A 24892-nucleotide genomic window follows, 5' to 3' on the forward strand; every position below is an offset into this window, starting at 1 on the left:
GGTCAGTCGCGCTGCGCAGCCACGGCGCTTGCCCGCCTTGGCCATGCCGCGACCAGCGCACGCACCGCAGGCCGGTTGGACCCTGTCGCATCGCCGATCGCCGAAACCGGTCAGAGCACGGCCTTGATCTTGCCCTGCAGCGTCTCGGCGTTGAAGGGCTTCATGATGTAGCCGCTCGCCCCCGCCTCCTTGAGGGCGGTGATGTCGTCGCGCCTGTCGTTGGCCAGGACCATGATGAACGGCGTGCCGGCCAGCGCACGGTCACTGCGGATTTCGCGCAGGAGCTGCAGGCCGGTCATCGGCTGCATGTTCCAATCGCACAGGACCAGGCCGATCTTGTCCGCACGCAACGCGGCCAGGGCCGACGCACCGTCTGCGGCCTCGGCCACGTCGTCGTAGCCGAGCCGGTTCAACAGGTTCTGGATGACACGCCGCATGGTGCGGTAATCTTCGACCACGAGAATCTTCATCCATCGCATCTCCGCAGTGATCCGTTGCCGGCATCGATCGGCGATCGCGCGCATCAGGCGCGGGACCGCGCCGTGACGGGAGCGCGGCACCGGCCGTCGGCCCCTTGCGCTCGACATCGTTGCCTGGCCCAGGGTGCCAGCAGTGCGGGAAGGATGGCAGCGCCGGAACATGCCGCGAGAGATCGTCATTCGTCCCGAGCCGCTTGCCGGCGCCGTGGCCTGACTGCCGCCTCCGCTACCTGCGGTCATGGCACCAGGCATGCCCGCAAGGTTCGAGCGCCGTCGCCGCGGATCGTTCCGCCAGCGCTTCAGCCGACGGCCAACCCCGGCGGCACGTTGCGCAACTTGATCCTGGTATGCGCTGCGCCCACTGCCCGCACTGGCGGCGCATTGCGCAGCAAAGATAGTAATGCGTATCATTAACGTGTTCGGCATGCTTCATCGCCGCCACGCTCCCGCCTAGCCCGATGCCAAGCCGGTGCCTTTTCCCGACAGGCTTCCATGCATCCAGTTCCTCCCGCGCCCCTGCACGATCCCCACGCCTCGCGCCCGCCCGCCGCGTCGCGGCGTCCATTGCCACCCTGGCTGGGCGTGCTGTCGCGCACCCTGGCGGCGATCTTCGGCGGTTATGCGCTGGCCGCGGCGACCTCCGCGCTGCTGCCACTGCTGTGGCCGAGCCTGCGCGCGCAGGCCGTGCTCAGCGGCATGATGCTGGGCATCCTGGTCTGCGCCTGCACCGCGTTGTGGGCGTTCGCCGCGCGCAGCGCCGGCCGTGCCTGGCTGGGGATCGTCGCGTTGCTGGCGCCGATGGCCCTGGCCATCGCCTGGCTGCAGCAGCACACGCCATGAAGCAGGGATTCCGCCAGTCGATGGCCTGGCTGCACACCTGGACCGGGCTGCTGGTCGGCTGGGTGCTGCTGCTGATCTTCATGGCCGGCACCGCCAGCTATTTCCGCAACGAGATCAGCCGCTGGATGCGCCCGGAATTGCCGCGCGCGTCGCTGGGCACGGACACCGTGGCCGCACGTGCAGTCGCGTTTCTGGAGCGGCAAGCGCCGCAGTCGCCGCAATGGACGGTGTCGCTGCCGGGCGCACGCTCCTCGTTCACGCAACTGTTCTGGCGCAATCCGCCGCCGGCCGACGGCAGCGCCCAGAGCCGCAAGCAGATGTTCGGCGACGCGCTGCTGGATCCGCTCAGCGGCCAGGCCAGCACCGCGCGCGACACCCGCGGCGGCGAGTTCTTCTATCGCCTGCACTTCGACCTGCACTACATCCCGGTGATGTGGGCGCGCTACATCGTCGGCTTCTGCGCCATGTTCATGCTGGTGGCGATCATCAGCGGGGTCATCACCCACAAGAAGATCTTCAAGGACTTCTTCACCTTCCGTCCGGCCAAGGGCCAGCGCTCGTGGCTGGACTTCCACAACGTCAGCGCGGTGCTGGCCCTCCCCTACCACGCGATGATCACCTACACCGGGCTGGTCACGCTGATGCTGATGTACCTGCCGTGGGGCATCAAGGTCGCCTATCCGAATGCCGAAGAAGCGTTCTACGCCGAAGCGTTTTCGCAGCCGGAGAATCCCCGCGAAGCCAGCGGCCGGCCGGGCACGCGCCTGCCGATCGCGCGCCTGCTGGACGTGGCGCGCGCCGAATGGGGTGCGCAGGCCCCGATCGCCGGGTTCTCGCTGTACAACCCGGGCGATGCCGCGGCGGTGATCGAGATCCGCCAGGGCGAGGGCCGGCGCCTGGCCTACGACCCGCCGTCGCTGCTGCTGGACGCCGGCAGCGGACAGGTCCTGGCGCGCAGCGGCAGCCCCGGCGCGGCCGCGCAGACCCGCAGCACGCTGTACGGCTTGCACCTGGCGCACTTCGCCGGGTCCGGGCTGCGCTGGCTGTTCTTCGGTTCCGGCCTGCTCGGCTGCCTGATGGTAGCCAGCGGCGTGATCCTGTGGGCGGTCAAGGAACGGCCCAAGCACGCCAAGGCCGGCCGGATCGGTGTCGGCCTGCGCCTGGTCGACGCGCTGAACATCGGCACGGTGGCCGGCCTGCCGATCGCCTTCGCCGCCTATTTCTGGGGCAACCGGCTGATCCCGGTGCATCTGGCCGAGCGCCCGGAGCAGGAAGCGGCGGCGTTCTTCCTTGCCTGGGCAGCGGCGCTGGTCGCCGCCTTCGTCTGGCCAAGGCGCGCGATGTGGGCCTGGCAGTTGTACCTGGGTGCGGCCCTGTTCGCGCTGCTGCCGGCGCTCAACGCACTGACCACCGACGCGCATCTGGGCAATACCCTGCCGGCCGGCGACTGGGCGCTGGCCGGCGTGGACTTGGTCTGCTTCGGGCTGGGTTGCGTGCTGGCGGTCGCGGCGCGGCGCATGCAGCGCTGGCAGCCGCCGCTGTCGGCGGCCGAACGCCGCGCGCGCGAACGGGCGGCGGCGCAGCCCGTGTCGACCACGGCACTGGAGACGCCATGAACCTGCTCGGCCTGGGCCTGGCCTTTTCCGGCTTCGTCGCGCTGTGCCTGGCGATGGAGAAACACCAGCTGGAGCTGTACGGCGCGCAGCGCGCCGCGCCGGCGCGGATGCGCCAGCTGCGCATCGGCGGCTGGCTGCTGCTGGCCGCGGCGTTCGCGTGCTGCGTGACAGCGCTGGGCTGGACCATCGGCCCGGTGCTGTGGCTGGGCACGCTCAGCGCCAGCGCCGCGCTGCTGACCTACGGCCTGCTGCCGTACCGGCCGCGCGCCATCGTGCCGCTGGCGTTGGCAGCGCCGCCGCTGGGGCTGGCGGCGGCGCTGCTGTCCTAGCACGCACGGCCAATGCACTCACTTGCCGGCACTGGCTGCCGGCGGTCGCAGTTCGGTCGCCACGCGGGCGCCGCCGATCACCAGCAGCAGGCCCGCCGCCAGGGTGATCGCCAGGTACAGCGGCACCATGCCGCCGCGCCCGTTACGCAGGAACACCAGGCTTTCCATCATCAGCGAGGAGAACGTGGTCAGGCCGCCGAGCAGGCCGACGACCAGCAACGCACGCCAGTACGGCGCGCTGGCGCCCTTGCCTTCGATCCAGACCAGCAGGAAACCGCCGAAGAACGCGCCGACCAGGTTCACCGTCAGCGTGCCCCACGGGAAACCGGCGCCGTAGCGCTGCAACAAGGCGCTACCGACGGCGAAGCGCACACCGGAGCCGACCGCGCCGCCGGCCATCGCAAGCAACAGCTGCTGCCACCACAGGGCGAAGTTCATGCGCTGCCCCGCTGCGCGGCGGCGCGGCGGCGTGGGAAAACGAAAACGAAGTGCGGCATCGTGGTCTCCAGATCGGGCGATGCCGGGGCGCAGGCCTGCCGCCCCGGCGGGGGTTGGGCAGGCATCATCAGCGCGCAGGGACTGCGGGCGGTTCGAGGAGGAATGCCATCTCCTTGATGCCGATTATGAGCGCGTCGGCTTGGCCTTGTCAGCCCGTGCCTGCTCGCGCGCGGCGCGCAGGCGGTCGAGCTTGTCCTTGAGCTTGATCTCCAGGCCGCGCTCCACCGGCCGGTAGTACACGCGCTCGCCCATCGCATCCGGAAACCCGGTCTGGTCCAGGGCGATGCCGCCTTCGGCATCGTGGTCGTACTGGTAGTGCTCGCCGTAGCCGAGGGTCTTCATCAGCTTGGTCGGCGCGTTGCGCAGATGCAGCGGCACCTCCTGGGTACCGCTCTCGCGCACCTCGGCCTTGGCCTGGTTGAACGCGGCGTAGCCGGCGTTGGACTTGGCGGTGCTGGCCAGGTACAGCACCAGTTGCGCGAAGGCCAGTTCGCCTTCCGGGCTGCCCAGCCGCTCGTAGATGTCCCAGGCTTCCAGCGCCATCTGCTGGGCGCGCGGATCGGCCAGGCCGATGTCCTCGATCGCCATGCGGGTCAGGCGCCGCGCCAGGTAGGCCGGATCGCAGCCGCCGTCGAGCATGCGCGTCAGCCAGTACAGCGCCGCATCCGGGTTGGAGCTGCGCACCGACTTGTGCAGCGCCGAGATCTGGTCGTAGAACTGCTCGCCGCCCTTGTCGAAGCGGCGGGTGCGGTCGGCCAGCACCTGCAGCAGGGTCTGCGGGGTGATCTCGCCGTCCTCGCCCTGGGCCAGCTCGGCGGCGATCTCCAGCAGGGTCAGCGCGCGCCGCACGTCGCCGTCGGCGGCGCTGGCGATCTCCAGCAGCGCGGCGTCCGAGACCCGGATCGCGTCCTCGCCCAGGCCGCGCTCGCTGTCGTGCAGCGCACGCTGCAGCGCCTCGACGATGTCCTGCGGCGACACCGATTCCAGCACGTGCACGCGGCAGCGCGAGAGCAGCGCCGAGTTCAGTTCGAACGACGGGTTCTCGGTGGTGGCGCCGACGAACAGGATGGTGCCGCGCTCGATGTGCGGCAGGAACGCGTCCTGCTGCGCCTTGTTGAAACGGTGCACCTCGTCCACGAACAACACCGTGCGGCGCCCGTCGGCGAAGCGCTGCGCCGCCTCGGCCAGCACCAGCCGCACCTCCGGCAGACCCGACAGCACCGCCGAGATCGCCTTGAACTCGGCCTCGGCATAGTGCGCCAGCAGCAGCGCCAGGGTGGTCTTGCCGCAGCCGGGCGGTCCCCACAGGATCATCGAATGCACGCGCCCGGACTCGACCGCGCGGCGCAGCGCGCTGGCCGGGGCCAGCAGGCGTTTCTGCCCGACCATTTCGTCCAGCGTGCGCGGGCGCATGCGCTCGGCCAGCGGGCGCATCGCATCGCGATCGACGCTCAGCAGGTCGGGGGTATCGGGGGCGAGGAGTCTGCGCTTGGCCACCTGCGCATTCTATCGCCGGCGCGTGCAGGCCGCGCGTTGCCGGTGGCGCCGGCAGCGCAAACCGGCGCCGCGCTGTCGCTACAATCCGTTGCGTTCCCCCTGCCCCGCGAGTGCCCCGATGAGCCACCACCGCACGCTGGACGCCTTCACCCATGCGCACGACTTCCTCGGCGATCGCCACGAGCGCAATGCGCGCCGGACCTGGGCGGTGGTCGCGCTGACCGCGGCGATGATGCTGGTGGAGATCGTCGCCGGCTGGTGGACCGGCTCGATGGCGCTGCTCGCCGACGGCATGCACATGGCCACCCATGCCGGGGCGCTGTCGATCGCCGGCTTCGCCTACTGGTTCGCGCGCCGCCACCGGCACGATCCGCGCTTCAGCTTCGGCACCGGCAAGGTCGGCGACCTGGCCGGGTTCTGCAGCGCGCTGATCCTGGCCCTGATCGCGCTCGGCATCGGCGTGGAGTCGGCGCTGCGCCTGGCGCAGCCGGTCCACATCGCCTACGACGAGGCGATCTGGATCGCGTCCTTGGGCCTGTTGGTGAACCTGGTCAGCGCCTGGATGCTCGGTGCCGACCATCACCATGGTCACGATCACAGCCACGATCACGGGCACGGCCATTCCCACGCGGCGCAGGCGTCGGCCGCGCAGCGCCACGCACATCACGACCACGACCACGACCACGACGATCATGCACACGGGCACGGGCATGGGCACGATCATGCCCACGCCCCTGGGCCCGACCATACGCATGGCAGCAGTGACCACGCCACGCACGCGCACACCGACAACAACCTGCGCTCGGCCTACGTGCACATGCTGGCCGATGCGCTGACCTCGGTGCTGGCGATCGTGGCCCTGCTGCTGGCCAAGACCCTGGGCTGGCTGTGGATGGACGCGCTGATGGGCATCGTCGGCGCCATCGTCATCGCGCGCTGGTCGCTGGGCTTGTTGCGCGACACCGGCGCGGTGCTGCTCGACGCCTCGGCGCCGGCCGCCTTGCAGGCGCAGATCCGGCAACGCCTGGAACAGGACGACGAGCGCATCGCCGACCTGCACGTGTGGCGGATCGGTCCCGGCCAGCATGCGGCGATCGTGTCGCTGGTGACCCACCGGCCGCGGCCGGCGGCGTTCTATCACGCGCGCCTGGAAGGCGTGGCGACACTGGGGCACGTCAGCATCGAAGTGCAGACCTGCCCCGATTGAGCCGGCCCGGCGTGGCCGCAGCCGGCGTTCGGCGCCTCAGCGGTCGCCGACCACGTCCACGTCCTTGTCCGGCACGTAGCGGAAGGTGCCGGCGGCGAAGGCCGGGTTGCGCTTCCAGCCGCTGAAGCTGATCTCGGTGCGCTGGCCGACCGCATCGACCACCTCCATCCGCGCCAGGCCGTTTCCGTCGAAGCCGAGCTTGGCGATCTGGAAGCTGGCCTCGGTGTCCACCTTCGGCGTCATCGACAGCCACTGCAGGCCGTCGCGCGCCACCGCTTCCTCGCTGACGTCGTACTGGCGGTCCAGCTTGCCCGGGTCGATCAGCGCGGTCAGCGGGCTGTTCTGCTCCTCGGCGCCCTGGGTGCGCACGGTGACCTGCTTCAGGTCCGGATCGTAGACCCAGACCTTGGCGCCGTCGGCGACGATCAGCTGCGTATAGGGCTTGCGGTATTCCCAGCGGAACAGGCGCGGCGCCGACAGCGCGACGCGGCCGCTGGCGGTTTCCTTCAGCGCGCCCTTGCCGTCGTAGACCTTCTGCGCGAACTGGCCGTCCAGGCCCTTGAGCCCGCGGGTGAAGGTGTTCAGGTCGTCGCGCGCGCCGGCGAAGGCGCTGCCGGCCAGCAGCGCGCTGGCGAGGACGGTATAGCGGAGTGTGCGAAGCATGCGGATGGAGTTCCGGATGGAGTGTGGGAAGTGTGCCGCGAACAAGCTGAATAGGCGATCAGACCCCGATGCGCTCAGTGCCCGGTCTGCATGCGGCCGAGGTCGCCGTACAGGATCTGGCCGCGGAAGCCGCGCCGCACCTGCTGGTACAGCTCGCGGAACGCGGCATAGTCCTGCGGCTGGCACAGCGCCTGCGGGCCATGCACCGCACGCCGGTGCAGCGTGTGCGTGGCGACCACGGTCTGCCCGTCGCGCACCCAGGTCGCGGCGTATTCGCCGGCGGCGTTGCGGAAATGGGTGTCGGCCGGGATCGCGATGATCGGCACGCTGTCCGGGAAGGTCAGCCGGTAGGTCTCGCTGCGCGCGTTGTCGTTGCAGTAGAACGGGGTCAGGTTGCGCTCGGCCGAGGTGGTCGCATAGACCCCGCGCACCGAATCGGCGCCGGGCATCTGCGGCAGGGTCATGCCGCCGACCACGCCGAAGTCGACGTAGTCGGTGGCGTGAAATTTATAGGCGTAGCCGAACGGCCGGCTCAGGTCCTGCGGCGCGCCCTGCAGCTCCAGTTCGCCGCTGCCGTCGAAGCCGGACGTGGCCAGGATCGATTCCTCGATGCGGGTGCGGTTCTGCGTATTGAGCTGCACGAACATGGTGCGCAGGCCGATCTCGCCGATCTGGCCGCTGTCCAGCCGGGTGGTGCCGCTCAGGCTGCCGTCGGCGGCGAAGCGGTAGTCGGCCTCGGCCTGGTACAGGTTGACCCGCGCGTCGTTGGGCGGGGTCCGCGCCACGCTGCCGTCGACGGTGTGCAGCACCGGCACGCCGAGATCGCCGGCCGGCAGCTGGCCGAAGCGCGCGTAGGGATTGGTCGAGTCCACGTACAGCTTGAACTCGGGCAGATAGGTGATGGCGTGGTTGAAGCGGCCGAGCACCGGCACCTCGGGCAGGGTCGGCCCGCCTTCGGCGCCGATCAGCACCGGCGTGCTGGCGATGCCCTTGGCCGCCAGCAGCGCCTCCAGCACCACGGTGTGGTCCTTGCAGTCGCCGTAGTGGTTGTCGAGGATGCTGTCGGCGCTGTTCGGCTCCAGCCCGCCGTTGCCCAGGTACACCGCCACGTAGCGGATGTTGCGCGCCACCCATTCGTACAGCGCCGCGGCCTGTGCGCGGCGGTCGCCGATGCCGGCGGTGATCTGCTCGGCGCGGGCACGCACCTTCGGCGTGACCTGCGCGGCGACGCCGCTGCTGCGCTGGTAGGCCTGGCCCATCTGCGACCAGCGGCGGAAGCTGCTGGCCATGATGGTCGGGCTGAATTCCCAGGTCGCCGCCGCCCAGTTCTGGCTCTTCATCGGCTCGCGGCGCTGGTAGCGCCATTCCCAGCGCGCCTGCGCGCCGTCGATCTTCGGCGTGTCGGCGCCGTCCACCCCGCGCGTTGACACGTGCATCGGCATGCGCCGCGGCGCGACCAGGGTCACCGTCGCGTCGTCGTACTGGGAGAACACGCTGAAGGTCTCCCACAGGCTGAAATAGCCCGGGAAGTACGGCACGGTCTGGGTGCGGCGCACCCGGTATACCAGCCGCGTGCCCGGCATCAAATTGGGGAACACCACCACCTTGACCTTGCGGTCGGCGTACATCGCCGCCGAGGCGCTGGAGTAGCTTTCCTGGGTGTAGATCTTGTCGGCCGGCACGTCGTGGCGCAGCCCGTCCGGGGTGATCGCGTAGGCCGCCAGCACCTCCAGCGTCTCCAGCTTCTCGCTGTAGCTCAGCCGCACCTGGCTGAACTTGTCCACGCCGGCCTTGGTCTTCAGCAGCAGCTCGTACTCGTCGGTCTCCACGCTGCTGGCGTCGTCGCGCACCTCGTAGTCGGCGCGGTAGCGCACGTAGCTGTAGTTGTTGGCGACTTCGGGCGTGGCCGCTGCAGGACTGGCCGCCGCGGCGGCAGCGGCTGGCGGCTGCGCGGCGGCAGCGGATCCGGCTACGGCAAGGACGGCGCACAGCAACAGGCGCACGGTGCAGGCGGTTCGGGACATCGGCAACGGCAGCGGGCGGGAACGGCCGCCAGCATCGCATGCGGCGCTGCGCCGGGTGGTTCCGATGGCCGGGAACCGGGATGCGGGCCGCGTCGCGCGTCTCACTTCGGCGGCGGCGGCGCCAGCACGCTGCGGTCGCCGTTGTGTTCGGGCGGGCTGACCACGCCGGCCGCCTCCATCGCTTCGATCAACCGCGCGGCGCGGTTGTAGCCGATCTTCAGCCGCCGCTGCACGCCGGAGATCGACGCGCGGCGGGTCTCGGTCACGATGCGCAGGGCTTCGTCGTACAGCGGGTCGGACTCGTCCCCGCCGCCGCCACTGCTCTCCGGCAGGCCGGTGGCGCCGACCACGGTGCCGTCGCCCATGGTCTGTACCTCGTCGAGCACGCCCTCGATGTAGTCGGCCGGGCCGCTGGCCTTGAGATGCTCGACCACGCGGTGCACTTCCTCGTCGCTGACGAAGGCGCCGTGCACGCGGTCGGGCATCGCCGTGCCCGGCGGCAGGTACAGCATGTCGCCGTGGCCGAGCAGGGTCTCGGCGCCGGACTGGTCGAGGATGGTGCGCGAGTCGATCTTGGAGCTGACCTGGAACGCGATGCGGGTCGGGATGTTGGCCTTGATCAGGCCGGTGATCACGTCCACCGACGGGCGCTGGGTGGCCAGGATCAGGTGGATGCCGGCGGCGCGCGCCTTCTGCGCCAGGCGCGCGATCAGCTCTTCGACCTTCTTGCCGACGATCATCATCATGTCGGCGAATTCGTCGATGAAGATGACGATGAACGGCAGCGTGTCCAGCGGCCGCGGCGCCTCGGCCAGGTCCGGGTTGGGCTTGAACAGCGGGTCCATCATCGGCTGCCCGGCGTCCTGCGCGTCCTTGACCTTCTTGTTGAAGCCGGCCAGGTTGCGCACCCCGACCGTGCTCATCAGCTTGTAGCGGCGCTCCATCTCCGCCACGCACCAGCGCAGGCCGTTGGCGGCCTCCTTCATGTCGGTGACCACCGGCGCCAGCAGGTGCGGGATGCCCTGGTAGACGCTCAGCTCGAGCATCTTCGGGTCGATCATCAGCATCCGCAGTTCCTTGGCCGAGGCCTTGTACAGCAGGCTCAGCACCATCGCGTTGACCGCCACCGACTTGCCCGAGCCGGTGGTGCCGGCGACCAGCAGGTGCGGCATGCGCGCCAGGTCGGCCACGGTCGGGCGGCCGGCGATGTCCTTGCCCAGCGCCAGGGTCAGCGGGCTGGCCGACTTGTCGTATTCCTTGGAGCGCAGCAGCTCGCTGAGATAGATCATCTCGCGGCTGACGTTGGGGATCTCCAGGCCGACCACCGACTTGCCCGGGATCACGTCGACCACGCGCACCGACTTCACCGACAGGCCGCGCGCGATGTCCTTGTCCAGCGAGCTGATCTGGCTGACCTTGACGCCCGGCGCCGGCTCGATCTCGAAGCGGGTGATCACCGGGCCCGGATAGGCGCCGACCACCTGCGCCTCGATGCGGAAGTCCTTGAGCTTGAACTCGATCTGCCGCGACAGGGTCTCCAGGGTTTCCTCGGAATAGCCCTTGGTCTGCGGCTTGGGATCGTCGAGCAGGGCCAGCGGCGGGATGCCGGACTGGTCGCCGCCGGTCCCGTGGAACAGCGGGATCTGCTGCTCGCGCTTGGCCCGCTCGCTCTTCTCCACCACCGGCGCCGGCGGCGGCTCGATCTTGACCGGTTCGCGCTTGGCGCGCTGCACCGCATCGACCTTGCGCACTTCCTCGCGTTCCTCGCGCATGGCGCGGGTCTGCTGCCATTCGTTGGCCTGCTGGCTGCCGCGCCGTGCCAGCGTCGGCAGGGTCATCACCGCGCGGCCGATGCGCTCCATCACCGCGAACCAGGACAGCCCGGTGGCCAGGGTGATCGACACCAGCAGCAGCACCAGCACGAACAGGTTGCTGCCCAGCGCGCCGAAACCGGCGGTCAGCGAACTGCCGACCAGCTTGCCGAGGATGCCGCCGGCACCGGCCACGTCGCCGCTGAACAGGCGCAGGTGCAGCAGCCCGGTGCCGGCGATCAGGAAACCGACGATCCCGACCAGGCGCAGCGCCGGGCCCAGGTCGGCCTCGCCGTCGCCATCGCTGTCCATGCCGAACAGCGCGATCCAGGAGACCGCGCCGATCACCACCGGCAGCAGGAACGCCACGTAGCCGAACAGCTGCAGCAGCACGTCGGCGATCCAGGCGCCGAACTTGCCGCCCATGTTGTGCACCGGCGCGACCACGCTGCCGGTATGCGACCAGCCCGGGTCGGTCGCCGAATAGGTGGCCAGGCTGGCCAGCAGGTACAACAGCAGCGGCGCGATCGCGATCAGCGCCAGGTCGCGCCACAGCTTCTGCCGACGCGGATTGGCCGCGGCGGCCTGCTTGCGTGCGGCCGCATTGGCGCCCTGGGATTTGCCGCGTTCCGGAACCTGCTTCGCCACGCTATGACCAGACCTTAGAAATACACCGTTAGTGATTGATAATAAACGAATCGGATCGGCATTTCAGCAGTCGGCACCGGATCGGCAGGCGAAGCCTGAATCGTCCAGCGCCCTCTCCCCACCGCGACGCGGCGGCATGGACACGCGGCGGGCGCAAGGCGGCGCGCTGGCCGCAGGCCGCAGCGTTCTCGCCACGCGGCTTGATTCATCCCAGGCCGGCCGCCACTCTATGCGACTACGCCGGAAGCCGCGCAATGCCGCGAATCCGCCGCCATTTCCACCTCTTCGCGAGTATACATGAGCTCTTCTGTCGCCAATTCCGCCAAGCATTCCCGCCTGCTGATCCTGGGGTCGGGCCCGGCCGGCTGGACCGCCGCGGTCTACGCCGCGCGCGCCAATCTCAAGCCGGTGGTCATCACCGGCCTGCAGCAGGGCGGCCAGCTGATGACCACCACCGAGGTCGACAACTGGCCCGGCGACGCCCATGGCCTGCAGGGTCCCGACCTGATGGCGCGGATGCAGGCGCATGCCGAGCGCTTCGACACCGAGGTGATCTTCGACCACATCCACACCGCCGACCTGTCGCAACGCCCGTTCAGGCTCAGCGGCGACAGCGCCGAGTACACCTGCGACGCGCTGGTCATCGCCACCGGCGCCACCGCCAAGTACCTGGGCATCCCCTCGGAAGAAGCGTTCAAGGGCCGCGGCGTGTCCGCCTGCGCCACCTGCGACGGCTTCTTCTACAAGGACCAGGACGTGGTCGTGGTCGGCGGCGGCAACACCGCGGTGGAAGAGGCGCTGTACCTGTCCAACATCGCCCGCAAGGTCTACCTGGTGCACCGCCGCGACACCTTGCGCGCCGAGAAGATCATGCAGGACAAGCTGTTCGCCAAGGTCGCGGCGGGCAAGATCGAGACCGTCTGGCACCACGCCATCGACGAAGTGCTGGGCAACGAGGCCGGCGTCACCGGGGTGCGGGTCAAGTCCACCCAGGACGGCAGCACCCGCGAGATCGAAGCGCATGGCTTCTTCGTGGCCATCGGCCACCACCCGAACACGCAGTTGTTCGACGGCCAGCTGGCGATGAACAACGGCTACCTGGAGATCCGCTCCGGCCTGGGCGGCGCGGCCACCGAGACCTCGGTGCCGGGCGTGTTCGCCGCCGGCGACGTCGCCGACCAGCACTACCGCCAGGCGATCACCTCGGCCGGCTTCGGCTGCATGGCCGCGCTGGATGCCGAGCGCTATCTGGACAAGGGCGCTTGACCGAATCGGGCTCCCGGGCCGCCGAGCGCGGCCGCCGTGGCGTCGCGCTCGCCGGCCTGCTCGCGGCGGCGGGCGCGCTGCATGCCGAGCCCGTGGCGCCGCCGCTGACGATCGGCTCGGTGGAAGCGGCGCATATGGCGTTCTGCATGTCCCCGGAACAGGTCGATGCGCTGGCCGCGACGCTGGCCGGCGGCTTGCTGGGTACCGGGGCCGACGACAGCATCAAGCTGCTGATGAGGTCGATGAGCAAGTCCGTGCGCGACACCGGCGACCGCATCACGGCCGAGGCCATCGCTGGCGATGCCGGCGCGCGGGCCGTGTTCACCCGTTTTCTCGGCGAGTGCCTGCTGGCTGGCATTCCGACAGCCCCGCAGCGCCGCGAGCGCGCCCTGGGCTGGTTGCGCGAGGACGCGGCTGGCGGCACCGTCGACGCGGCCGACACGCTTGCGGCCCTGGTCGCGCTGGGCGATCTTCCGGGCGGCGCCAGCGAAGTGCAACGCTTGCTGGCAGCGCACCCTTCGCAGGCGCCGGCAGGCGAGGCCGCCGTGCAGACCGAGGCGGCGCAGCAGCACCTGGCGCTGGCCTCGGCGCTGTTGCGCGGCGCGATGAGCACGTTCTCCAGCGAACTTGGCGCCAACGCGTCCGATGGCGCCCAGTTGCGCTTTCTCTACCGGCCCTGCCCGGGCTCGTTCGAATCCAGCGCAGCGCAGGCGGCGGCGCCGCAACGTGCCGCCGGCCTGGCCCGGGTGACGGCGCGCCTGGCGCAGTTGCCCAGGACCGGGCTCGACTGCACCGACCCGGCGCTCGCCGCGGTGGTCCTGCCGCTCTCGTTCACCGCGCCGGCCCGTCCCGAACCAGCCCGGCGATGACCCAGGTACGCTGGCTGCACCGGCTCGACGAGGTCGCCGCCTCCGCTTGGGACGCCCTGCACGACGGCCGCAACCCGTTCGTCGCGCACGCGTTCCTGGCCGGCCTGGAACGGCATGGCTGCCTGCGCCCGGACTGGGGCTGGAATCCGCTGCACCTGACCCTGTGGGACGGCGAGGCGCTGGTCGCCGCTGCGCCGGGGTACCTGAAGACCAACTCGCACGGCGAGTTCGTGTTCGACCATGCCTGGGCGCATGCCTATGCGCGCTACGGCCAGGACTATTTCCCGAAATGGCTGTGCGCGGTGCCGTATTCACCGGTGACCGGACCGCGCCTGCTGGCGCGCGACAGCGCCGGCCGCCAGGCGCTGCTGGCGGCGATGCAGGCGTTGACCCAGGCCAGCGGCCTGTCCTCCGCGCACGTGAACTTCCACAGCGCCGACGAGGATGCCGCGTTCGGCGACGACTGGCTGGCGCGCAGCGACGTGCAGTACCAGTGGCACAACGACGCCGGCTGGACCGAGTTCGATGCCTACCTGGCGGCGATGGACCACAAGCGGCGCAAGAACATCCGCCAGGAGCGGGCCAAGGTGCAGCGCGCCGGCATCGGCTTCCGCGTCGTGCACGGCGACGAGGCCAGCGCCGCCGACCTGCAGGCGATGTACGCGTTCTACCTGCGCACCTTCGACGACTACGGCAACTCGCCGGCGCTGACGCTGGAGTTCTTCTCGCATCTTGCGCGAGAAATGCCGCGTAATTTCCTGATATTTCTAGCCATTCTGGATGAAACGCCGGTAGCCGGAGCGCTGTGCCTGCGCGGTGGCGACACCTTGTACGGCCGCTACTGGGGCGGCGACACCCTGCCCGGCCTGCACTTCGAGACCTGCTACTACCAGGGCATCGACTACTGCCTGCGCGAAGGCCTGACCCGGTTCGAGCCCGGCGCGCAGGGCGAGCACAAGATCGCCCGCGGCTTCCTGCCGCGGCTGGTGCGCAGCCGCCACTGGATCGCCGACCCCGGCTTCCGCGCGCCGCTGGCGGACTGGTGCGCGGAGGAAACCGCAGCGGTGCGCCAGCATGCGGCGACCCTGCTGCGGCACTCGCCGTTCCGCCAGGACTGAACCGCCCGCCCGATCGGCTACCCTGCGCCGATGCGCCGTCTCCCTGCCCTGCTTGCCGCCGATCCGGCCGCCCCGTTCCCGCCCGCGGCGAGCGCGCTGCGCGAACCGGAAGGCCTGCTCGCGATCGGCGGCGACCTGACCCCGACACGCCTGCTCAATGCCTACGCACACGGCATCTTCCCCTGGTACTCGGACGGCGATCCGATCCTGTGGTGGAGCCCGGACCCGCGCACCGTGTTCCGCAGCGACGGGGTGCGGCTGTCCTCGCGCTTCCGCCGTTCGCTGCGCCACTCGCCGTGGCGGGTGCGCGCCGACACCGCGTTCGCGCAGGTGATCGCCGCCTGCGCGCAGGCACCGCGCCGCGGCCAGGACGGGACCTGGATCACCGCCGAGATGACCGCCGCCTACGTCGCCCTGCATCGCGCCGGGCACGCGCACTCGGTGGAGGTGTTCGACGGCGAGGCACTGGTCGGCGGCATCTACGGCGTGGCGCGCGGACGCATGTTCTTCGGCGAAAGCATGTTCAGCGCGCGCAGCGGCGGTTCCAAGGTGGCGCTGGCGGCATTGGCCAGGCGCCTGCATGGCTGGGGCTGGCCGCTGATCGATGCCCAGGTCGAGAACGACCACCTGCTCAGCCTCGGCGCCGAGCGCTGGCCGCGCGCCGCGTTCCTCGACGCGATCGCCGCGTTGGTGGCCGAGCCCGGCCCGGCGGGCCCGTGGACGCCGCGTTTCGGCGAACTGGCGGCCGCGGAACTGGCCTTGCCCTGAGCCGCATTAACGCAAACTTTGCATGCTGCGGCCGAGGCGAGTAAAATCCCCGCTCTTAAGGCCTTTGGCCGCACGCGAAATCGCACAGGATTACATGTCGAAAGACGACTCCATCGAATTCGAAGGCACCGTCAGCGAGACGTTGCCCAATACCACCTTCCGGGTCAAGCTGGAAAACGGGCACGAGATCATCGCCCACATCTCCGGACGCATGCGCAAGAACTACATCCGCATCCTGACCGGCGACCGGGTGAAGGTCGAGATGACCCCGTACGATCTGACCAAGGGTCGTATCACCTACCGCATGAAGTGACCGCCCCGCAGCGGTTGTAAGATAAGGCGGCCACCGGCCGCCTTCTCGTCTCTCATCGGTGACATCGCAAGGCGACTGCAGGGTCTGCAGCCGCCTTTTGTCGTGCCTGGCGTTCTAGCGCGCCATCACTCCACGGTCGCCGGCAGCAGGCGCTCCGGCTCGGCCTGGGTGTCCACCACCAGCTCGCCGTCCTGCACGTCGATGGTGACGCGGCCGCCGCCGACCAGCTTGCCGAACAGTAGCTCGTCCGCCAGCGGGCGCTTGACCTTGTCCTGGATCACCCGCGCCATCGGCCGCGCGCCCATCAGCGGGTCGAAGCCGTGCTGGGCCAGCCAGTCGCGCGCGGTCGGCGTGGCCGACAGCGACACGTGCTTCTCCTGCAGCAGCATCTCCAGTTCGATGATGAACTTGTCGACCACGCGCAGGATGTGGCTGAACGCCAGCGGCTGGAACTGCACCACCGCGTCCAGGCGGTTGCGGAATTCCGGGGTGAAGCTGCGGCGGATGGTTTCCATCGCGTCGGTGGAATGGTCCTGCTTGGTGAAGCCGATCGAGCGCCGCGAGGCCTGGGTGGCACCGGCATTGGTGGTCATCACCAGGATCACGTTCTTGAAGTTGGCCTCGCGCCCGTTGGTGTCGGTCAGCACGCCGCGGTCCATGACCTGCAACAGGATGTTGAAGATGTCCGGATGCGCCTTCTCCACCTCGTCCAGCAACAGCACGCAGTGCGGGGTCTTGACGATCTTCTCGGTCAGCAGGCCGCCCTGGTCGAAGCCGACATAGCCGGGAGGCGCGCCGATCAGGCGGCTGATCGAATGCGGCTCCATGTACTCGGACATGTCGAAGCGCACCAGTTCGATGCCCAGCTGCAGCGCCAGCTGCTTGGTCACCTCGGTCTTGCCGACGCCGGTGGGGCCGGCGAACAGGAAGTTGCCGATCGGCTTTTCCGGATTGGCCAGGCCCGAACGCGCCAGCTTGATCGACGAGGCCAGCGTCTCGATCGCCGGATCCTGGCCGAAGATCACCATCTTCAGGTTGCGCTCCAGATGCTGCAGCACGTCCTTGTCGGTGGCGCTGACCTGCTTGGCCGGGATCCGCGCCATCTTGGCGACAATGGTCTCGATCTCCTCGATGTCGATCAGCTCCTTGCGCACGCCCTGCGGCAACAGCCGCTGGCGCGCGCCGGCCTCGTCCATCACGTCGATCGCCTTGTCCGGCAGCAGGCGGTCGCCGATGTGCTTCACCGACAGGTCCACCGCCGCCTGCAGCGCGTCGTCGGCGTAGGTCACGCCGTGGTGCGCCTCGTACTTGGGCTTCAGGCCCTGCAGGATCTCGAAGGTCTCGCCCACGGTCGGCTCGACGATGTCGATCTTCTGGAAGCGCCGCGCCAGCGCGCGGTCCTTCTCGAAGATGCCGCGGTATTCCTGGAACGTGGTCGAGCCGATGCAGCGCAGATCGCCCGAGGCCAGCGCCGGCTTGATCAGGTTGGAGGCGTCCATGGTGCCGCCCGACGCCGAGCCGGCGCCGATGATGGTGTGGATCTCGTCGATGAACAGCACCGCGTTGGGCACCTTCTTCAGCGAGGTCAGCACGCCCTTCAGGCGCTTCTCGAAATCGCCGCGGTACTTGGTGCCGGCGACCAGCGCGCCCAGGTCCAGCGAGTAGATGACCGCGTCGGCCAGCACCTCGGGCACGCTGCCCTCGACGATGCGCTTGGCCAGGCCCTCGGCGATCGCGGTCTTGCCGACGCCGGCCTCGCCCACGTACAGCGGGTTGTTCTTGCGCCGGCGGCACAGCACCTGGATGGTGCGCTCGATCTCGTCGGCACGGCCGACCAGCGGGTCGATGCGGCCATTGCGCGCCTGTTCGTTCAGGTTGCTGGCGTATTCGGCCAGCGCGTCGCCCTTGGGCTCGCCCTCGCCCGCCTCGCCCTTGGCTTCGCCGTCGGACGGCGCCGGGCTTTCGCCCTCCTCGCCGAGCTTGGCGATGCCGTGCGACAGGTAGTTGACGATGTCGAGCCGGGTGATGTCCTGCTGATTCAGGAAATACACCGCATGCGAATCCTTTTCGCCGAAGATCGCGACCAGAACGTTGGCGCCGGTGACTTCCTTCTTGCCCGAGGACTGCACGTGGTAGACCGCGCGCTGCAGCACCCGCTGGAAGCCCAGCGTGGGCTGGGTGTCGCGGCCGTCGTCTTCGGCCAGGCGCGACACCGAGGCTTCGATGGCCTGCTCCAGCTCGCCGCGCAGGCGTTCGGTATCGGCGCCGCAGGCTTTCAGCACCGCCTGCGCCGAGGGGTTGTCGAGCAATGCCAACAACAGGTGTTCGACCGTCATGAACTCGTGACGGGCTTCCCGGGCGCGCTTGTAGCACTGGCCGATGGTTTGCTCGAGATCTTTGCTGAACATGGTTCACTCCGACGTCTGTTGCCAACAATATGCGGCTGGAGTTGCGAATTTCCACAACCCTATCGAATCAGTGTGTTCAGACCGCGTTAGTCCGGGCAAACCGGTGACCGACGCTTACCAATATCAGGCTTTTTCCATCGTGCACAACAGGGGATGCTGGTTCATCCGCGAAAACTCGTTGACCTGAGCTACCTTGGATTCAGCCACTTCGCGGGTGTACACCCCGCAAACGCCGCGGCCGCGGGTATGCACGTGCAGCATCACCTGCGTGGCCTTCTCCAGGTCCAGCGAGAAAAACTGCTGCAACACGGTCACCACGAAGTCCATCGGGGTGTAGTCGTCGTTCAGCAACAGCACTTGGTACATCGGCGGGCGGGCGACTTCGGGCTTGCCGGTCTCCACCATTACGCCGTGGTCGTGGTCTGAAGAATTCTTGCGAGGCATGCGCCGATTATATACGGCGGCTGTCGGCCCGGATTGGACGATCGCCGATCCTGCCCGCACAATTCCCCTCCTTTGATGGCGCGACGCATGCATTCGACGAATTTCCGCACGGCCGCCCTGCTCGCCGCGCTCCTGGTAGCCTCTGTGCCAGCCGCCGCCGCGCCGGACCAGGCACTGGGCAAGCGCCTGAAGGCGATGGGCTACGACGTCCAGGCCGATGCCGACGGCGACTACCAGTTGCTGTTCGGCCTGCGCGAACAGGGCCGCGAGCGCCAGCAGCTGATCTACGTGCGCTCGCCGGTGGAGAGCTTCGGCAGCCACCGCATCCGCGAGATCTGGTCGCCCGCCTACCAGGCCAAGGGCGACACCCTGCCCGCCGCGGTCGCCAACCGCCTGCTGGAAGACGCCCAGGCCGACATCCTCGGCGGCTGGGTGCGCCAGGGCGGCACCGCGGTGTTCGTGGTCAAGGTCGCCGCCGATGCCGACGACACCGCCTTGCGCGAGGCGCTGGAAGCGGCCGCGCGCGGCGCCGACGCGATGGATGCCGAACTCAACGCCGGCAAGGACGCGTTCTGATGGCGCTGGCCCCCGGCCCCTGGCAGCCCGACGTGACCGTGGCCACGGTGGTGGTCCGCGACGGGCGCCTGCTGCAGGTGGAGGAGTCCATCGCCGGCGCGCTGGTGCTGAACCAGCCGGCCGGGCACCTGGAGCCGGACGAGAGCCTGCTGCAGGCGGCGCTGCGCGAGACGCTGGAGGAGACCGGCTGGCAGGTGCGGCTGACCGCGTTCATCGGCGCCTACCAATGGAAGGCCGACAACGGCCGCCACTACCTGCGCTTCGCCTTCGCCGCCGAGCCGGTGGCGCACGACCCGCAGCGTCCGCTGGACGACGGCATCGTGCGCGCGTTGTGGATGACCCCTGCCGAGCTGCAGGCCGCCGCACCGCGCTGGCGCAGCCCGCTGGTGTGGCAGGTGGCCGCCGATTTCCTCGCCGGCAAGCGCTATCCGCTCGACCTGGTGCGGCAACTGGCATGAACGGCGCGCGGATCATGGTCGGCGTCTCCGGCGGGGTCGATTCGTCGGTGGCGGCCTGGCAACTGGTGCAGCAAGGCGCCGACGTGGCCGGCCTGTTCATGCAGAACTGGGCCGACGACGGCAGTGGCGATTGCCGCGCCGAGGACGACCGCCGCGACGCGGTGGCGGTGTGCGGTCTGCTCGGCATGCCGTTCCACTTCCGCGATTTCTCGCAGGAATACTGGCAAGGCGTGTTCGCCCACTTCCTGGCCGAATACGCCGCCGGGCGCACCCCGAACCCGGACGTGCTGTGCAACCGCGAGGTCAAGTTCAAGCATTTCCTGGATGCGGCGCGCGAACTGGGCGCCGAACGCATCGCGACCGGCCACTACGCCCGGGTGGCGTTCGCCGATGGGCGCTGGCGGCTGCTGCGCGGGGTGGACCGCAACAAGGACCAGAGCTATTTCCTGCACCAGCTCGGCCAGGCGCAGCTGGCCGCGACCCTGTTCCCGGTCGGCGAGCTGCCCAAGGAGCAGGTGCGGCGCATCGCTCGCGAGGCCGGCCTGCCGACCCATGCGAAGAAGGACTCCACCGGCATCTGCTTCATCGGCGAGCGCGACTTCCGCGAGTTTCTCGGCCGCTACCTGCCGGCCCGGCGCGGCGAGATCCGCGACCCGCAGGACCAGGTCGTGGCCGAGCACCCGGGGGTGTTCTATTTCACCCTGGGCCAGCGCGAGGGCCTGAACATCGGCGGCGTGCGCGGCCGCGCGGCCGCGCCGTGGTACGTGGTCGGCAAGGACGTGGCGCGCAACGTGCTGTACGTGGACCAGGATCGCGACAGCCCGCACCTGATGTCCACCCAGCTGCAGTCCGAAGCCGCCCACTGGATCGCCGGATCGGCGCCGGCGCGGCGCTTCGACTGCACCGCGCAGACCCGTTACCGCCAGGCCGACGAGCCGTGCACGGTCGAGGTGGCCGACGACGGCACCCTGGCGGTGCGCTTCGCCCGCCCGCAGCGCGCCGTGACCCCCGGCCAGTCGCTGGTGCTGTACCAGGGCGACGAGTGCCTGGGCGGCGCCGTGATCGCCACCACCGATGCCCCGCTGCAACGCCGTCTGGCGCAGCGCACCGATCCACATGAGGAAACCACCCGATGACCGATTCCATGGACGCGCGCGTGCTGGCGCTGGCCGGCGTCGCCCAGGCCCTGCAGCAGGTCCGGCGCATCGCCGAGACCGGGCAGTCCGAGGCGTCGCTGGTGCGGACCCTGCTGGACAGCGTGTTCCGCACCGATGCCGACACCCCGGAGGCGGTCTATGGCCGGGTCGGCGACGTCGCGCCCGGGCTGCGCCTGCTGCACAACTATTTCCGCAACCAGGGCCAGGACGAGGCGCTGCCGCGGCTGGCGCTGGCGGTGCTGCAACTGGAGCGGCGCTTCGTGCGCGACACCGAGACCAGCGCCAAGGTCACCGCCGGCATCGCCCGGATCGCGCCGAGGTTGGCCGAGCACGCCGACAGCGCGCATCCGGAGGTGATCGGCGCGCTCGGCCAGCTGTATGCCGACACCATCAGCCACCTGCGTCCGCGGGTGATGGTGCAGGGCAATCCGCATTACCTGGGCCAGGCCGGGGTGGTGGCGGAGATCCGCGCGCTGCTGCTGGCCGCGGTACGCTCGGCGGTGCTGTGGCGGCAGATGGGCGGCAGCCTGTGGGATTTCCTGTTGGCCAAGCGGCGCATGATCGACGCGGTGGACCGCGCGCTGGGCTGAGCGCGGCGCTGGCGCCGCCGGCGTGGGCTCGATGCAGCGCACGTTTCGCCGCGCGGACGCGATCGGCAGCACACCGCGGCTAAAGACCGAGGGGGTACGGCCGATACAGCAATCGTGAATCTGCCGAGAACGTCCATGTACTCACGCCTCCTGATCCGTCTGGCTGCTCCGCTCGCCCTGACGCTGCTGTTCCCCATCGCCGCCGGTTTCGATTGGCCGGCCCCGGTCCGTTGGGCCATCCTCACCACGATGACGTTGAGTTGGCTGGGCTTCGCCGCCTGGACAGCCTATAGCCAGAGCCGGCGTTCGCCGGAGCAGTCCAAGATCATGCGCGAGCAGGATCAGCTGCTGAGCGAACTGCGCAGCTTCGTCGGCAACGAGATCGACGGCTCGCGCAGCGAGATCGAACGGGCCCGCGAACTGATCCGCCAGGCGGTCAGCGGCCTGGGCGGCAGCTTCGAGGCGATGAACCGCAAGTCGCGGCAGCAGAGCGTGGCGCTGGCCCGGATCGTGGATCGCGCCGGCGACGACGGCGGTGCCGGGGTCGACGTGGCCCGCTTCGCCCAGCATGCCAGCCAGCGCATGGAGCAATTGGTCGAGGCGCTGGAACAGGTCAGCGGCCAGAGCAGCGCCACGGTGCATTACATCGACGACATGTCGCAGCACCTGGACGGCATCTTCGCCCTGCTGGAGGACGTCAAGTCGATCGCCGACCAGACCAATCTGCTGGCGTTGAACGCGGCGATCGAAGCGGCGCGTGCCGGCGAGGCGGGCCGCGGCTTCGCGGTGGTCGCCGACGAGGTGCGCAACCTGTCCGAGCGCTCGACCACCTTCAACGAGCAGATCCGCAAGCTGGCGCACAGCTCCAAGGACGCCATCGCCAAGGTCCGCGAGACGGTCTCGCACATGGCCTCGCGCGACATGGACCGCTCCCGCGAGGCGCGCGCCGAGGCCGCGTCGATGCTGGACAACGTGGCGGCGATCAACAACTCGCTGGGCGAAGGCATGCGCGAGATCTCCGAGTGCGGCCGCGCCATCGACAGCAGCGTCGCCGAAGCGGTACGCGCCCTGCAGTTCGAGGACATCGCGACCCAGGCCCTGGGTGGCGTGCATACCCACCTGGACCGCCTGACCGCGATCAACCGCGAGGCCGTGGCCCTGCAGGAACTGCTGCATCGCAACGGCGGCGTGTTCGACAGCGAGTTGGTCGATGCGCTGCAACGGGTCGGCACCCGTCTGCGCGAGATGCGCGTGGAGTGGGAGCGTCCGCCGCACAAGCCGGTGGCGCAGCAGAGCATGGGCGCCGGCACCGTCGAGCTGTTCTGACCGACACCGCGTGCACCCTGCCGTACCATGAAACGACCAGTCCCCGGCCCTGTCCGGGGCTTGTCGTGTCTGCCCTCCTCCGACCGTTCGAGCCGATGCCTTTCCAGTCCCAATCCCGAGTCGAGGCCATGTCCTGCGACGACCTGAGCGCCGAGCACGGCGCCCTGCCCGCTCGCGCGCACCCGGCACCGGGTGTGGCCGCCAACGTCACGCCCGTCGCGGCGCGGCGCCAGCCGGGCAGCGCGCTGCGGCAGCTGGAAATGCTGGCGCAGGACGAACTGCGGCAGATGCTCGGCGGGCGTGGCCCGATGGCGCAGAGCGACGGCATCGCCGACCTGATCTGGGCCGGCCTGGCCTGGGACATGGGCCTGAGCGGGACCGCCATCGCCGCGGCCGGCACGCCGCACCCGCTGCCCGGCTACGCGGCACTTTGCGACAACGACTGAATCGGCCTGCGCGCTCGCGCCGCCATCTGCGCTTGCGGATGCAGCCACCCGACCGCATCGCGACATCGCCACGGCCGCCGATCCGCTGGCTCATCGACGTGCGCGATGGCTTGGCGCCGCCAATCCTGTAGAAACGGCTTCAGCCGCGACCGGGCCTCACCAGGAACGCCCGGTCGCGGCTGAAGCCGCTCCTACAAGAGCGCGGGCGAACCAGCTAGCTCGGGTTCTCCAGCGAGAACAGGTCCGCCTGCTTGTCGTAGGCGAAGTACTCCGCGTAGCGCGCCCAGCTGATCACCGCCTGCACGGTTTCGGCCGCATAGTCCTCGGACATGTGGTCTTCCAGCTCGTCGCGGAAACGCCGCGCCGGCGCATGGTGGGTCGGGCGTTCGTCGAGCACGCGGCGGATGTGCGCGGCCAGCGGCACGTAGGTGGCCAGGTGCTGGGCGAACATCTGCTTGCGCGCGTCGGTGCCCAGTTCGGCGAAGCGTTGCCCGGCCGGGGTCAGCTGCAGGTCGCCCTGCTCGAACACGGCGAAGCGCAGCAACTGCAGGGTTTCGGCGATCGGGAACAGTTCGTCCACTTCCAGCTGCAGGCTGGCCGCCAGCGGCGGCAGGTCGGCGCGGCCGTGGTAGGGCTCGGCCGCCACCGCCTCGACCAGGCCGGCCAACAGGTTGCTCGACACCCGCGGCAGCACCATCGCGATGCCGCTGCCGGGGAACACGCCTTCGCGCGCCTGCGGCCGCTGCGGGCTGGCGGTCATGCGCGCGTAGATGTCGTCGACCAGGGCGCGGAACGCCGGCGCCAGGCGGTTGCGCGGCTGCGGCAGGGTGACCTGGATCTCGCCGATCACCCGGCCCGGATTGGCGCCGAAGATCACGATGCGGTCGCACATCAGCACCGCTTCTTCGATGTTGTGGGTGACCATCAGGATCGACTCGATCGGCATGCGCCCTTCCGACCACAGATCGAGCAGGTCGGTGCGCAGGGTCTCGGCGGTCAGCACGTCCAGCGCCGAGAACGGCTCGTCCATCAGCAGCAGTTTCGGCCGCACCACCAACGCGCGGGCCAGGCCGACGCGCTGGCGCATGCCGCCGGACAATTCCTTCGGGTAGGCGCCCTCGTAGCCGTCCAGGCCGATCAGGTCGATCGCCGCCAGCGCCCGCCGGCGGCGTTCGTCGGCGGCCACGCCGCGCGCCTCCAGGCCGACCTCCACGTTCTGCAGCACGGTCAGCCACGGGAACAGCGCGAAGCTCTGGAACACCATCGCGATGTCGTCGATCGCCTGGGTCGGGGTGGCGTCGCGGAACGCGATGCTGCCGGCACTGGGCTGCAGCAGCCCGGCGATGGCGCGCAACAGCGTGGACTTGCCGGAGCCGGAGCGTCCGAGCAGGCCGACGATCTGGCCCGAATGCAGGGTCAGGTCGACATCGTCCAGCACCACCAGCGGCGTCGCCCCGCCCTTGTCGTAGCTCTTGCGCACGCCGTGCACGCGGACCAGCGGGGCGCGCTCGGGCGCGCTTGCGGAAAAGGTCATGGTCGGA

Annotated in this window: 24 protein-coding genes and 1 riboswitch; of the genes, 15 read left to right on the top strand and 9 right to left on the bottom strand. The window is 69.7% G+C overall.

Going from position 1 to position 24892, the window contains the following annotated elements:
* Positions 1–110: 110 nt before the first annotated feature.
* Positions 111–470, bottom strand: a complete 360-nt coding sequence (locus H9658_RS02485; RefSeq protein WP_191824222.1) for a response regulator — start codon at positions 468–470, stop codon at positions 111–113.
* 501 nt (positions 471–971) lie between these two features.
* On the opposite strand from H9658_RS02485, the gene H9658_RS02490 reads away from it, so the two are divergent.
* Genes H9658_RS02490 through H9658_RS02500 form a run of 3 tightly spaced genes read left to right on the top strand, consistent with a single transcriptional unit; the run spans position 972 to position 3264 of the window.
* Positions 972–1319 (top strand): DUF3649 domain-containing protein, encoded by a 348-nt coding sequence (locus tag H9658_RS02490; protein WP_191824223.1) that lies wholly within the window; start codon positions 972–974, stop codon positions 1317–1319.
* Positions 1316–2935: a PepSY-associated TM helix domain-containing protein gene (locus H9658_RS02495; RefSeq protein ID WP_191824224.1), complete on the top strand. Its 1620-nt coding sequence runs from the start codon at positions 1316–1318 to the stop codon at positions 2933–2935. The genes H9658_RS02490 and H9658_RS02495 overlap by 4 nt, the downstream gene beginning before the upstream one ends.
* The gene (locus H9658_RS02500; RefSeq protein ID WP_179564617.1) at positions 2932–3264 is read left to right on the top strand and encodes a DUF3325 domain-containing protein; all 333 of its coding nucleotides are present in this window, start codon (positions 2932–2934) and stop codon (positions 3262–3264) included. The genes H9658_RS02495 and H9658_RS02500 overlap by 4 nt, the downstream gene beginning before the upstream one ends.
* Before the next feature lie 18 nt (positions 3265–3282).
* Here H9658_RS02500 and crcB read toward each other — a convergent pair whose 3' ends face one another.
* Positions 3283–3702 (bottom strand): fluoride efflux transporter CrcB, encoded by a 420-nt coding sequence (crcB, locus tag H9658_RS02505; RefSeq protein ID WP_179564615.1) that lies wholly within the window; start codon positions 3700–3702, stop codon positions 3283–3285.
* Positions 3703–3813: 111 nt separating this feature from the next.
* Positions 3814–3884, bottom strand: a riboswitch (Fluoride riboswitch).
* 1 nt (position 3885) lies between these two features.
* Positions 3886–5196 carry a replication-associated recombination protein A gene (locus H9658_RS02510; protein ID WP_179565601.1) on the bottom strand — a complete coding sequence of 437 codons (1311 nt, stop codon included), beginning with the start codon at positions 5194–5196 and terminating at the stop codon, positions 3886–3888.
* A 181-nt stretch (positions 5197–5377) separates the two neighbouring features.
* Here H9658_RS02510 and dmeF point away from each other — a divergent pair, with 181 nt between their 5' ends.
* Positions 5378–6466 carry a CDF family Co(II)/Ni(II) efflux transporter DmeF gene (dmeF, locus tag H9658_RS02515; RefSeq protein ID WP_191824225.1) on the top strand — a complete coding sequence of 363 codons (1089 nt, stop codon included), beginning with the start codon at positions 5378–5380 and terminating at the stop codon, positions 6464–6466.
* Between the two features lie 36 nt (positions 6467–6502).
* On the opposite strand, the gene lolA is transcribed toward dmeF, so the two are convergent.
* The 3 genes from lolA to H9658_RS02530 form a co-directional block, all read right to left on the bottom strand.
* Positions 6503–7129 (bottom strand): outer membrane lipoprotein chaperone LolA, encoded by a 627-nt coding sequence (gene lolA, locus H9658_RS02520; RefSeq protein WP_191824226.1) that lies wholly within the window; start codon positions 7127–7129, stop codon positions 6503–6505.
* 74 nt (positions 7130–7203) lie between these two features.
* Entirely contained in the window at positions 7204–9153 is a 1950-nt protein-coding gene (locus H9658_RS02525) for a DUF3857 domain-containing protein (RefSeq protein WP_225209678.1), read from the bottom strand.
* 101 nt (positions 9154–9254) lie between these two features.
* Positions 9255–11612, bottom strand: a complete 2358-nt coding sequence (locus H9658_RS02530) for a DNA translocase FtsK (RefSeq protein ID WP_179564608.1) — start codon at positions 11610–11612, stop codon at positions 9255–9257.
* 297 nt (positions 11613–11909) lie between these two features.
* On the opposite strand from H9658_RS02530, the gene trxB reads away from it, so the two are divergent.
* The 5 genes from trxB to infA all read left to right on the top strand — a co-directional run bounded on the left by trxB (position 11910) and on the right by infA (position 15946).
* Entirely contained in the window at positions 11910–12878 is a 969-nt protein-coding gene (gene trxB / locus H9658_RS02535; RefSeq protein WP_179564606.1) for a thioredoxin-disulfide reductase, read from the top strand.
* Positions 12875–13747: a hypothetical protein gene (locus H9658_RS02540; RefSeq protein ID WP_191824227.1), complete on the top strand. Its 873-nt coding sequence runs from the start codon at positions 12875–12877 to the stop codon at positions 13745–13747. The genes trxB and H9658_RS02540 overlap by 4 nt, the downstream gene beginning before the upstream one ends.
* Positions 13744–14865, top strand: a complete 1122-nt coding sequence (locus H9658_RS02545) for a GNAT family N-acetyltransferase (RefSeq protein ID WP_191824228.1) — start codon at positions 13744–13746, stop codon at positions 14863–14865. The genes H9658_RS02540 and H9658_RS02545 overlap by 4 nt, the downstream gene beginning before the upstream one ends.
* 30 nt (positions 14866–14895) lie before the next feature.
* A complete protein-coding gene (aat, locus tag H9658_RS02550) occupies positions 14896–15633 on the top strand; it encodes a leucyl/phenylalanyl-tRNA--protein transferase (RefSeq protein WP_191824229.1) in 738 nt (245 codons plus the stop codon).
* Between the two features lie 94 nt (positions 15634–15727).
* Positions 15728–15946, top strand: a complete 219-nt coding sequence (gene infA / locus H9658_RS02555; protein ID WP_004425677.1) for a translation initiation factor IF-1 — start codon at positions 15728–15730, stop codon at positions 15944–15946.
* A gap of 125 nt (positions 15947–16071) precedes the next feature.
* Here the strand turns inward: infA and clpA are convergent, their stop codons facing one another.
* Both clpA and clpS read right to left on the bottom strand, forming a co-directional pair.
* On the bottom strand, positions 16072–18354 hold the full coding sequence (clpA, locus tag H9658_RS02560; RefSeq protein WP_179564598.1) for an ATP-dependent Clp protease ATP-binding subunit ClpA: 2283 nt from the start codon (positions 18352–18354) through the stop codon (positions 16072–16074).
* 123 nt (positions 18355–18477) lie between these two features.
* The gene (clpS, locus tag H9658_RS02565) at positions 18478–18798 is read right to left on the bottom strand and encodes an ATP-dependent Clp protease adapter ClpS (protein ID WP_046979857.1); all 321 of its coding nucleotides are present in this window, start codon (positions 18796–18798) and stop codon (positions 18478–18480) included.
* A gap of 75 nt (positions 18799–18873) precedes the next feature.
* Here clpS and H9658_RS02570 point away from each other — a divergent pair, with 75 nt between their 5' ends.
* The 6 genes from H9658_RS02570 (at position 18874) to H9658_RS02595 (ending at position 23351) form a co-directional block, all read left to right on the top strand.
* Positions 18874–19374: a hypothetical protein gene (locus tag H9658_RS02570; RefSeq protein WP_191824230.1), complete on the top strand. Its 501-nt coding sequence runs from the start codon at positions 18874–18876 to the stop codon at positions 19372–19374.
* Positions 19374–19832, top strand: a complete 459-nt coding sequence (locus H9658_RS02575) for an NUDIX hydrolase (protein WP_064539928.1) — start codon at positions 19374–19376, stop codon at positions 19830–19832. Before H9658_RS02570 ends, H9658_RS02575 begins: the two co-directional genes overlap by 1 nt.
* Positions 19829–20968, top strand: coding sequence for a tRNA 2-thiouridine(34) synthase MnmA (gene mnmA, locus H9658_RS02580; protein ID WP_191824231.1), 1140 nt, complete (start codon positions 19829–19831; stop codon positions 20966–20968). Before H9658_RS02575 ends, mnmA begins: the two co-directional genes overlap by 4 nt.
* Complete coding sequence (gene hflD / locus H9658_RS02585) at positions 20965–21579, top strand: high frequency lysogenization protein HflD (RefSeq protein ID WP_191824232.1); 615 nt, start codon at positions 20965–20967, stop codon at positions 21577–21579. Before mnmA ends, hflD begins: the two co-directional genes overlap by 4 nt.
* A 135-nt stretch (positions 21580–21714) precedes the next feature.
* A complete protein-coding gene (locus tag H9658_RS02590) occupies positions 21715–22905 on the top strand; it encodes a methyl-accepting chemotaxis protein (RefSeq protein WP_179564590.1) in 1191 nt (396 codons plus the stop codon).
* Between the two features lie 128 nt (positions 22906–23033).
* Positions 23034–23351 carry a hypothetical protein gene (locus tag H9658_RS02595; RefSeq protein WP_179564588.1) on the top strand — a complete coding sequence of 106 codons (318 nt, stop codon included), beginning with the start codon at positions 23034–23036 and terminating at the stop codon, positions 23349–23351.
* A gap of 214 nt (positions 23352–23565) precedes the next feature.
* Here H9658_RS02595 and H9658_RS02600 read toward each other — a convergent pair whose 3' ends face one another.
* The gene (locus tag H9658_RS02600) at positions 23566–24885 is read right to left on the bottom strand and encodes an ABC transporter ATP-binding protein (protein WP_191824233.1); all 1320 of its coding nucleotides are present in this window, start codon (positions 24883–24885) and stop codon (positions 23566–23568) included.
* Positions 24886–24892 lie beyond the last annotated feature (7 nt).

The sequence above is a fragment of the Xanthomonas bonasiae genome (genome assembly GCF_014836395.1).
Classification (GTDB): Bacteria; Pseudomonadota; Gammaproteobacteria; order Xanthomonadales; family Xanthomonadaceae; genus Xanthomonas_A; species Xanthomonas_A bonasiae.

Excerpts from the sequence above, each read along its gene's own strand:
- H9658_RS02485 (WP_191824222.1), bottom strand. The coding sequence starts at position 470 with ATGAAGATTCTCGTGGTCGAAGATTACCGCACCATGCGGCGTGTCATC.
- H9658_RS02490 (WP_191824223.1), top strand. The coding sequence starts at position 972 with ATGCATCCAGTTCCTCCCGCGCCCCTGCACGATCCCCACGCCTCGCGC.
- H9658_RS02495 (WP_191824224.1), top strand. The coding sequence starts at position 1,316 with ATGAAGCAGGGATTCCGCCAGTCGATGGCCTGGCTGCACACCTGGACC.
- H9658_RS02500 (WP_179564617.1), top strand. The coding sequence starts at position 2,932 with ATGAACCTGCTCGGCCTGGGCCTGGCCTTTTCCGGCTTCGTCGCGCTG.
- crcB (WP_179564615.1), bottom strand. The coding sequence starts at position 3,702 with ATGAACTTCGCCCTGTGGTGGCAGCAGCTGTTGCTTGCGATGGCCGGC.
- H9658_RS02510 (WP_179565601.1), bottom strand. The coding sequence starts at position 5,196 with ATGCGCCCGCTGGCCGAGCGCATGCGCCCGCGCACGCTGGACGAAATG.
- dmeF (WP_191824225.1), top strand. The coding sequence starts at position 5,378 with ATGAGCCACCACCGCACGCTGGACGCCTTCACCCATGCGCACGACTTC.
- lolA (WP_191824226.1), bottom strand. The coding sequence starts at position 7,129 with ATGCTTCGCACACTCCGCTATACCGTCCTCGCCAGCGCGCTGCTGGCC.
- H9658_RS02525 (WP_225209678.1), bottom strand. The coding sequence starts at position 9,153 with ATGTCCCGAACCGCCTGCACCGTGCGCCTGTTGCTGTGCGCCGTCCTT.
- trxB (WP_179564606.1), top strand. The coding sequence starts at position 11,910 with ATGAGCTCTTCTGTCGCCAATTCCGCCAAGCATTCCCGCCTGCTGATC.
- H9658_RS02545 (WP_191824228.1), top strand. The coding sequence starts at position 13,744 with ATGACCCAGGTACGCTGGCTGCACCGGCTCGACGAGGTCGCCGCCTCC.
- aat (WP_191824229.1), top strand. The coding sequence starts at position 14,896 with ATGCGCCGTCTCCCTGCCCTGCTTGCCGCCGATCCGGCCGCCCCGTTC.
- infA (WP_004425677.1), top strand. The coding sequence starts at position 15,728 with ATGTCGAAAGACGACTCCATCGAATTCGAAGGCACCGTCAGCGAGACG.
- clpA (WP_179564598.1), bottom strand. The coding sequence starts at position 18,354 with ATGTTCAGCAAAGATCTCGAGCAAACCATCGGCCAGTGCTACAAGCGC.
- clpS (WP_046979857.1), bottom strand. The coding sequence starts at position 18,798 with ATGCCTCGCAAGAATTCTTCAGACCACGACCACGGCGTAATGGTGGAG.
- H9658_RS02570 (WP_191824230.1), top strand. The coding sequence starts at position 18,874 with ATGGCGCGACGCATGCATTCGACGAATTTCCGCACGGCCGCCCTGCTC.
- H9658_RS02575 (WP_064539928.1), top strand. The coding sequence starts at position 19,374 with ATGGCGCTGGCCCCCGGCCCCTGGCAGCCCGACGTGACCGTGGCCACG.
- mnmA (WP_191824231.1), top strand. The coding sequence starts at position 19,829 with ATGAACGGCGCGCGGATCATGGTCGGCGTCTCCGGCGGGGTCGATTCG.
- hflD (WP_191824232.1), top strand. The coding sequence starts at position 20,965 with ATGACCGATTCCATGGACGCGCGCGTGCTGGCGCTGGCCGGCGTCGCC.
- H9658_RS02590 (WP_179564590.1), top strand. The coding sequence starts at position 21,715 with ATGTACTCACGCCTCCTGATCCGTCTGGCTGCTCCGCTCGCCCTGACG.
- H9658_RS02595 (WP_179564588.1), top strand. The coding sequence starts at position 23,034 with ATGTCCTGCGACGACCTGAGCGCCGAGCACGGCGCCCTGCCCGCTCGC.
- H9658_RS02600 (WP_191824233.1), bottom strand. The coding sequence starts at position 24,885 with ATGACCTTTTCCGCAAGCGCGCCCGAGCGCGCCCCGCTGGTCCGCGTG.